8 protein-coding genes are annotated in these 8,362 nt (G+C 64.8%); 4 read left to right on the forward strand and 4 right to left on the reverse strand.

The features are described from left to right. Together EOA23_RS28380 and EOA23_RS28385 are read right to left on the reverse strand one after the other, a co-directional pair. On the reverse strand, positions 1–318 hold a 318-nt coding region (locus EOA23_RS28380; protein ID WP_245474369.1), incomplete at its 3' end, for an NAD(P)-binding domain-containing protein. Positions 319–351: 33 nt separating this feature from the next. Continuing rightward, positions 352–2,769, reverse strand: a complete 2,418-nt coding sequence (locus EOA23_RS28385; RefSeq protein WP_127306591.1) for a glucan 1,4-alpha-glucosidase — start codon at positions 2,767–2,769, stop codon at positions 352–354. A gap of 197 nt (positions 2,770–2,966) precedes the next feature. Here EOA23_RS28385 and EOA23_RS28390 point away from each other — a divergent pair, with 197 nt between their 5' ends. The 4 genes from EOA23_RS28390 to EOA23_RS28405 are packed head-to-tail and all read left to right on the forward strand — an operon-like array spanning position 2,967 to position 7,421. Beyond that, complete coding sequence (locus EOA23_RS28390) at positions 2,967–3,980, forward strand: ABC transporter substrate-binding protein (protein WP_127306592.1); 1,014 nt, start codon at positions 2,967–2,969, stop codon at positions 3,978–3,980. Positions 3,981–4,028: 48 nt separating this feature from the next. Further along, positions 4,029–5,492, forward strand: coding sequence for a sugar ABC transporter ATP-binding protein (locus EOA23_RS28395; protein ID WP_127306593.1), 1,464 nt, complete (start codon positions 4,029–4,031; stop codon positions 5,490–5,492). 1 nt (position 5,493) lies between these two features. Then, positions 5,494–6,471 (forward strand): ABC transporter permease, encoded by a 978-nt coding sequence (locus tag EOA23_RS28400; RefSeq protein ID WP_189341737.1) that lies wholly within the window; start codon positions 5,494–5,496, stop codon positions 6,469–6,471. A 2-nt stretch (positions 6,472–6,473) separates the two neighbouring features. Continuing rightward, entirely contained in the window at positions 6,474–7,421 is a 948-nt protein-coding gene (locus EOA23_RS28405) for an ABC transporter permease (RefSeq protein WP_126063717.1), read from the forward strand. A 42-nt stretch (positions 7,422–7,463) separates the two neighbouring features. Here EOA23_RS28405 and ppa read toward each other — a convergent pair whose 3' ends face one another. Together ppa and EOA23_RS28415 are read right to left on the reverse strand one after the other, a co-directional pair. Next, positions 7,464–7,997, reverse strand: coding sequence for an inorganic diphosphatase (gene ppa / locus EOA23_RS28410; protein ID WP_040991510.1), 534 nt, complete (start codon positions 7,995–7,997; stop codon positions 7,464–7,466). 159 nt (positions 7,998–8,156) lie between these two features. After that, a partial coding sequence (locus EOA23_RS28415; RefSeq protein ID WP_145966502.1) for a GNAT family N-acetyltransferase occupies positions 8,157–8,362 on the reverse strand: 206 nt, incomplete at its 5' end.

Here is an 8,362-nt window from a genome sequence, read left to right on the forward strand (position 1 = left end):
CTTCGCCGCCTGGTCGACGGCATCGTGGTAGTAGGAATTGCCGCCGTCGATGATGATGTCGCCCGGCTCCATCAGCGTCGCCACCTGGTCGACGATCCTGCCGGTGATCGCGGCCGGCAGCATCAGCCAGGCGCAGCGCGGCTTGGCGAGCTTGCCGACGAACTCTTCCAGCGAGGCGGCGCCAATGGCGCCGTCCTTGACCATGCCGGCGACGCTTGCCGAATTGATGTCGTAGACGACGCATTCATGGCCGTCGCGCATCAGACGCCGCACCATATTGGCGCCCATCCTGCCCAGCCCCATCATTCCGATCTGCATGGTTTCATCCCGATTGCTTGAGGAAAGAAGAAGTCACTGGCCGTTTGGTTTGTCGATCGCGACGGTAAAGTCGACATTCTCCCAATGCATCGCTTCCGGCCAGAAAAAAGTGAAGACGATGGTGGTTCCCGGTTGCAGGCGGTCAACGGGCAAATCCACCAGATGGATGCCAAACGCATTTTCGGCGGTCCTGCTGTCCTGCACCGTCAGCCATTTGTCGCTGCTCCAATGGACGACGCCGGGCGCCGACAGCTCGACGCGCAACAGCTTGCCGGCGGGGATGGAGCGGATCTTGTTGTTGAAGCGCCATGTCCGCAGCGGCGAGACCGTCTTGCCTTTGATGTAGCGTTCGACGCCCTGCGGCGGCAGGTCGAAGACCGCGCCGTCGCGCAGTGAGCGCAACAGCTTGATGTGCTCGGCATGCGCCCAGACCAGCGGCATGGCGCTGCCGGACGGCTTGCCCAGCCACAGCTCGCGGTCCGGAATGTCGGGCCGATCCCAGACCTGCTCGGGCAGAAGGCCGCCCACGCCCGCCGAGCGTTCGAAAGTCTCCAGCAGCTGCGCCGCCTTGTCCTTGCGGCCGGCGGCCAACTCGTAATGGGCGCGCTCGCCGGCAAGCAACGGCCATGGCCGTCCCTGGCCGGTGCCGTCGAAAGGCGAGCCGTCCTCGTGCTCGCCATAGCCGTCGCCGCTGTAACGGTACCAGAGCGGCCCCTGCGGCAGGTCGCAGCGCAGCTCGGCGTCGATCGCCTTGACGGTGTTCAGGATGCGCGGGTCGTCCGCGGCTCTCAGTCCGAAACGCACCAGCGCCAGGGCGTCCGGGCTGATGATCGCCTCGGCCGGCCTGTCGGTATCGGCCGGCGGCCGGTTCTTGATCGGCACGAAGCCGTCCTTCGGCGAGGCGGCGCCGCCGTCGTCGGGCGGAGCGATGCGGACATAGTAGCCTTCGACGCCCGCTTTGGCGCTCGCCTCGGTGCCGGTCACATACGTCCAGCGCTCGATCTGGTCGTTCCAGCTGTCGGCGGTTTCACGCAGATAGTTTGCCGGCTCACTTTTGCCGCAGGCATCGAGCATGTCGGCCGCGGCGAGCAGGCCCGCTATCTCCACGGCCAAGGTGAAGGGGCTGTAGCCGGAATCCTCCTCCCAGCGGTCCTCGCCGGTGACCGGGCCGTTGCGCACGACATAGGCGGCCGCGTTCTCGATCATGGCCAGGACGTCCGCGAGCTTCGGCTTCGGCAGATGGCCGGCGCGGCGCAGAGCGTCGGCGAGCAGCAGCGGGAAGGCGCATTCGTCCATCTGGATGCCCGGCCAATAGGCGGTGCCGTCGGACCAGACATTCTGCGGCCAGTGGCCGTCCGGCTGCTGGATCGAACGCAGATAGGCGAGGATCTGCAGCGCCTGCCTGCCGTCGCCGGCGGCAAGGAAGCCGCCCGCCGTCTCGACCAGGTCGCGCGGCCAGACGAGGTGATAGCCGCCGAGGTCGTCGTCGCCCTTGTTGAAGCCCCAGGGGATCGATAGGCTGGCTACCGCGGCGCCGGGCCTGGCGACCGACAGGTGTGTCGCCAGCACCGCCGTGCTGGCGCGGTAGGTGTTTAGACCGGAGGCGCCGCGGCGGTCGAGTTTTTCCAGCCTTGCCTGGAATGTCCGCCAATTGTCGACATAGGTTTTCGCGGCCGGCTCAAAACCCTGTTTCAGGCTTGCAAGCGCAAGGTCGGCGGCTTCCTCCGGCGAAGCGCCGAAGCCGAGCGCCAGCAGCGCAACCGTCTTGCCGGCCGAAAAGCCGATCTCGCCGGTAAGAGCCACATTTCCGTTCTCCGCTACCTGGCAGGAAGGATCGAGCGCCCCGCTGTCATGCAGTTGCCGCCAGCCGTCGGAAAAGCCGACATAGCCGGCCGAGCAGGCGCCCCAGGGCAAGGATGAAGCAAGCGCCAGCGAGACGCCGCGACCGGTGGCAAAGAGAAGACGCTGTCCCTTGTGCTCGCCGATCCAGGCCGTGTTGCCCATGCCGGCATTGACGAGATGCGGCGCGAGCAGCGCGTAGACGCGATAGTTTGCCGCTGCTCCCTTGAGCGCAATGAAGCTGATTTCCTGCAGCAGAACGGGTCGTTTCGAATCCGTAACGATTCGCTTCTCGATCTTGTACGCGCCGTCGGATGCGGTGTTGGTCAGTCGGTAGCCAGGCACCCCGTCCTCGAACGGTTCGACGGCATGGGCGGCATCGCGCTTCTCTTCGGAAAAATAGCCACCCGGACCGGTGACGATCAGCCCCAGGTCGCGCGTGCAGGCGCTGTCGAGGCGCGGATAATAAATCTCGTTCAAGATGCCGTGACTGATGGTGAACCAGAGCGGGCTCCTTGCCGAAAGGGCGGTGCCGACGCCGCTCTTGGCGCTTGATGTCCAGCGCGCCGGAATCCCGGGCGCGCCTTTGGCAACGGTCGGCGTTACTGCCATCCAAACCTCTCTTCTGCCGCGTTCCTAGACCATCAGCGGGAGGCTTTTCAATCGTCGCACCGCAAGTTGATCGGTGGCCCATCAAGCTTTGCCGTTGACAGCTTGCAGTTCCTCGAAATTTGTCTGACAATAGATAAAAAACAGGCGCTACACGTCACGGCCATTCGTCAAGATCAGCAACCTCGGGAGGAACCGACATGAAGAAACTGCTCGTATTGGGTGCACTCGCGGCGATGCTCGCCTCGGGCACCGCGCTTGCCGACACCAGCGGCAAGAAGATCGCCTTTTCCAACAATTACGCCGGGAATTCGTGGCGCCAGGCGATGCTCGACAGCTACGGCATCGTCACCAAGAAGGCGGTCGAGGACAAGATCGTCGCCGCGGCGGATGTCTTCACCACCGCCGACAAGGAAGTGCCCACACAAGCCGCCCAGGTGCAGAACCTGATCCTGCAGGGTTATGACGCCATCGTCATCAACGCGGCTTCGCCCGATGCGCTGAACGGCGCCATTAAGCAGGCCTGCGATGCCGGCATCGTCGTCGTCTCCTTTGACGGCATCGTGACCGAGCCTTGCGCCTATCGGGTCGTCGTCGACTTCAAGGACATGGGCAAGCAGGAAGTCGAGCAGATGGCCAAGTTCCAGCCCAAGGGCGGCAATCTGCTGGAAATCCGCGGGCTCGCCGGCACTTCGATCGACGATGCCATCCATGCCGGTATCCTCGAGGGCGTCGCCGCTCATCCCGAGTTCAAGATCGTCGGCTCGGTGACCGGCGACTGGGATCAGACGACGGCGCAGAAGGCGGTGGCGACCATCCTGCCTTCGCTCCCCGACGTCGTCGGCATCGTCGACCAGGGCGGCGACGGCTATGGCGCGGCGCAAGCCTTCGCAGCCGCCAACAAGCCGCGTCCGACCATCATCATGGGCAACCGCCAGGACGAGCTGAAGTGGTGGAAGGAGCAGAAGGAGAAGGACGGCTACAAGACCTGGTCGGCTTCGATCGCGCCCGGCGTGTCGACGCTGGCCTTCTGGGTGGCGCAGCAGGTGCTCGACGGCCGCAAGGACATTCCGCACGACCTCCTGGTGCCCTATCTCGCCTTCACCCAGGACGATTTCGAGGCCGCGCTGCCGAAGATCAAGGAAGGCGGCGTCGCCACGCACGAATACACGCAGGAAGAGGCCATCGCGGCAATCAAAGCCAACATCAAGTAATGGCGGCGTGAATTTGCCAGCCGCATCGCCAGCCGGGTATCGTTGAGCATGCTCAAGGCAAACACCGACATCGTCAGGCTGAACGGCGCCGAGAAACATTTCGGCGCCGTTCGGGCTCTCAACGGCGTCGACTTCCATGTCGGCGCGGGCGAATGCGTGGGGCTTGTCGGCCATAACGGCGCCGGCAAGTCGACGCTCATGCATATGGTGGCCGGCACACTGCGGCCGGATGGCGGGCAGATCGCGGTGCGCGGCAATCAGGAGGCGAGCTATTCCGTGGCGCGCGCGCTGGAACTCGGCATACGCTGCGTGTTCCAGGAACTGTCGCTCTGCCCCAATCTCAGCATCGCCGAGAACACCCGCATCAATCATCCCTCGCTCGCCGGTTTCGGCTGGCGGCGCAGGGCCGCCGATCTCATCCGCGCCAAGCTCGACGAGATCTTCCCGGACCACGGCATTTCGGCGGACGACATTGCCGGTGACCTTTCGATCGGAAGGCGGCAGATGGTCGAGGTGGCGCGCGCCTTCACGCTGACCCGCGAGCCGCTGCATCTGGTCATCCTCGACGAACCGACCTCGTCGCTTGACGCGCACACCGCCGGGCAGTTGCTTTCCTTCGTCCGCCGCTTCGTCGAGCAGGGCGGCAGCTGCATCCTGATCTCGCATGTGCTGGGCGAGGTGCTGCAGAACGCCGACCGCATCGTGGTGATGCGCGACGGCAAGGTGGTCGCGGCCGATGCCGCCGATGCCTTCGACCGCGACAAGCTGGTCGCCGCCATGGGCGGCGCCGAAGGCCATCACAAGGTCGCCACCGAGGCCCGCAAGACCGAGCCTGGCGCGCTCAAGGTGCGGGCGCGCCCGGCGAGGCAGCAGGACGGCAAGGAACTCGTCGCCCGGGCCGGCGAGATCATCGGCCTCGCCGGGCTTGCCGGCCATGGCCAGACCGACCTTTTGCTGGCGATCTTCTCGGCGGCCGCCCGCGCCAAGGCTGGCATCGAGGTGACGGCGCCCGTGGCGCTGGTCGCCGGCGACCGCCAGTCGGACGGCATCTTTTCGCAATGGTCGATCGCGCAGAATATCGGCATCCGCTCGCTGGCTAAACTGCGCAACGGCCTTTTGATCTCGCCGCAGCGCGAGGCCGAGCTCGCCGAATTCTGGAAGAAGAAGATCGGCATCCGAACGCCGGACATGGACAACAACATCTATTCGCTGTCGGGCGGCAACCAGCAGAAGGCGCTGTTTGCCCGCGCGCTAGGCTCCGACGCCGAGATCGTGCTGATGGACGATCCGATGCGCGGCGTCGACATCGGCACCAAGCTCGAAGTCTACGACCTCGTGCGCGAGGAGGCCGCCAAGGGCCGCACCTTCCTCTGGTACACCACCGAGACCGAAGAGCTCGACAATTGCGACCATGTCTATGTCTTCAAGAACGGCCGTATCGTCGCCAATCTTGGGCGCGACGAGCTGACGGAGGAAAAGATCATCCAGTCCTCGTTCGGCGATGCGGCCTGACATGACCGCGATCGCTCCCGGAACGCTCCCGAAATCCTCGCAGCGCGGCAGCGCCGCCAGGGCCCGCCTGCTGCGCGGTCTTTTGCCGGCTTTGTCGCTGGCGCTGGTGCTGATGGCGATTGCCTGGCTCAATCCGCGCGCCATCAGCTATTTCGGCTTCAACCTGATGCTCAATCTGGCGATCCCGATCGCGCTGGCGACGATCGCGCAGATGTTCGTCATCGCCGGCAACGAGCTGGACCTGTCGATAGGCACCTTCGTCGGTTTCGTCGGCTGCGTCACCGCGACCTGGCTGCGCGACGCGCCGCTGCTGGGCATACTCGTGCTGCTGGGTTCGATCGGTGTCTACGCCTTGCTCGGCGCGCTGATCCATCTGCGCAATTTGCCGTCGATCGTGGTGACGCTCGGCATGAGCTTTGTCTGGCAGGGGCTTGCCATCCTCGTTCTGCCCAAGCCCGGCGGCAAGGCGCCGGACTGGCTGCTGTCGATCATGTCCTTCAAACCGCCCTATATCCCGTTCCCGATCCTTGCCGCGCTGATCATCGCCGCAGTCGTGCATTTCGGCCTGATGCGCACCTCCTACGGCGTCATCCTGCGCGGCTCCGGCGGCAATGCCGCGGCGTTGAGACGCGCCGGCTGGTCGCTGCTCAAAACCAAAATCGTGCTCTTTGCGCTGACCGGCCTGTTCGGCGCTCTGTCGGGCATGGCGCTGATCGGCATCACCACGTCGGCCGACGCCAATATCGGCAATGGCTACACGCTACTCTCGATCGCCGGCGTCATCCTTGGCGGCGGCGAGTTCGTCGGCGGGCGCGTGTCACCGATCGGCGCGGTGCTCGGCGCTTTGACGCTGGCGCTCGCGGCCTCACCGCTTTTGACCTTCATGCACATCCCGCCCGACTGGCAGGTCGCTGCCAATGGCGCGATCCTGATCATCGTGCTGGCGGCGCGCGTGCTGATCAGCCGCAGGGAGCGGTAGCGATGACCTCGGTGCGGACGCTGCTTGAAAAACCCTGGCTCTGGTCCTTCGCCGGCGCGCTCGTCGTGTGGGTGGCGACGGTCATATTCACCGGCGGCTATGGCGCCGGCGGCATGGTCACGGCAGCACTTTCGCTCGCCGTCTTCACCGTCATCGTCGGCGTTGGCCAGATGTTCGTCATCACGCTCGGACCCGGCAATGTCGACTTGTCGCTGCCGGCCAATATCGGCCTGGCCAGCGCCGTCGCCATGAAGGTGATGGGCGGCAGCGATTCGATGATCCTCGTCGGGCTGCTTGCCGCGCTCGCCACGGGCGCTGCGATCGGCGCCATCAACTATCTCTTGATATGGGCGCTGCGCATCCCGCCGATCATCGCGACGCTGTCGGCGAGCTTCATCATCCAGTCGGTCGACATCAGCTACGGCCGCGGCCTGCAGATCAAGCCGCCGCCGGGCTTCGCCGACTTCACCAATTGGCAGGTGCTGGGCATACCCGTGCTGGCGATGCTGACTGTGCTGTTCACGATCGGCGCTGCACTTGCGCTACAGCGCATGATCTACGGCCGCTCGGTGCTAGCGATCGGCCAGAACATCCGCGCCGCCTGGCTGGCCGGCGTCCATGTCGGCCGCATCCGCTTCCTCACCTACACGCTGTGCGGGGCGCTGGGCGGGATCGACGGTGCGCTGCTTGCCGGTTATTTCCGCGGCGCCAATGTCGACATCGGCAACGAATACCTGCTCGCCTCGATCGCGGTCGTTGTCATCGGCGGCACCTCGGTCGCCGGCGGCAAGGCCAACGTGCCGGGCGTCTGGGGCGCCGGCCTGTTCCTGGTGCTGCTGCTCACCATGCTCAACACCTTCGGCGTCAGCGCCGGCGTGCGGCTGGTGCTGACCGGGCTGATCATCGTCGGCGTAATCACGGCTGCCGGCGGCGAGAAGGCCGTGCGGTAACAGCTTCCGCCGGCCATCTCCCGATGAGGCAAGAGGTTCGCGCTATTTCGCGGCCTTGGCCCGCGCGATCGCGTCGACGATCATCTTCTTGGCGTATTTGGAATCGTGCCAGCCTTCGATCTTGACCCATTTGCCGGGCTCGAGATCCTTGTAGTGCTCGAAGAAGTGCTGCACCTGCTGTCGCGTGATTTCCGGCAGATGCGTGTATTCGGTGACGTTCTCGTAGCGTAGCGTCAGCTTGGGCGAGGGGACGGCGATCACCTTCTCGTCCTGGCCGGCATTGTCTTCCATGATCAGCACACCGATCGGCCGCACATTGATGACGCAGCCCGGCACCAGCGCGCGGGTGTTGCAGACCAGGACGTCGATCGGGTCGCCGTCGCCCGACAACGTGTGCGGCACAAAGCCGTAATTGCCGGGATAGCGCATGGAAGTGTGCAGGAAGCGATCGACGAACAAGGTGCCGGCCTCCTTGTCCATCTCGTATTTGATCGGCTCGCCGCCGATCGGCACCTCGATGATGACGTTGACGTCTTCAGGCGGGTTCTTCCCGGTGGCAATCGCTTCGATACGCATGGTCAAATCCCTCTCTCGATTGAAAGGACCGATAGCGGGGGACGCGTCATGGCGCAATGCGTCGAATAGTGCGCAGCGCTAATGGAGGCGCACACAGTTTGTAATCGATTGTAATCTGATGCGTGTCCCAAACCGTCCGGCAGTTTTGGGACGGCGACGCTAGTCGTTCCAGACGAAGGCGACCTTCTTCAGCGCCTTCTGCTCGAAGACCTCGACGCCTTCGGCGATATCGCGACCGCCATTGCCGGCATAGAAGGCCAGGGCGTTGTGGTTGTCTTCCAGCGCCCACACCACAAGGCCGCGCAAGCCGTGGTCGGCGAGCCGGGCCTTGGCCGCCTTGAACAGGCGGCTGCCGAGCCCTATGC

Source organism: Mesorhizobium sp. M2A.F.Ca.ET.042.01.1.1, assembly GCF_003997405.1.
Lineage (GTDB): Bacteria > Pseudomonadota > Alphaproteobacteria > Rhizobiales > Rhizobiaceae > Mesorhizobium.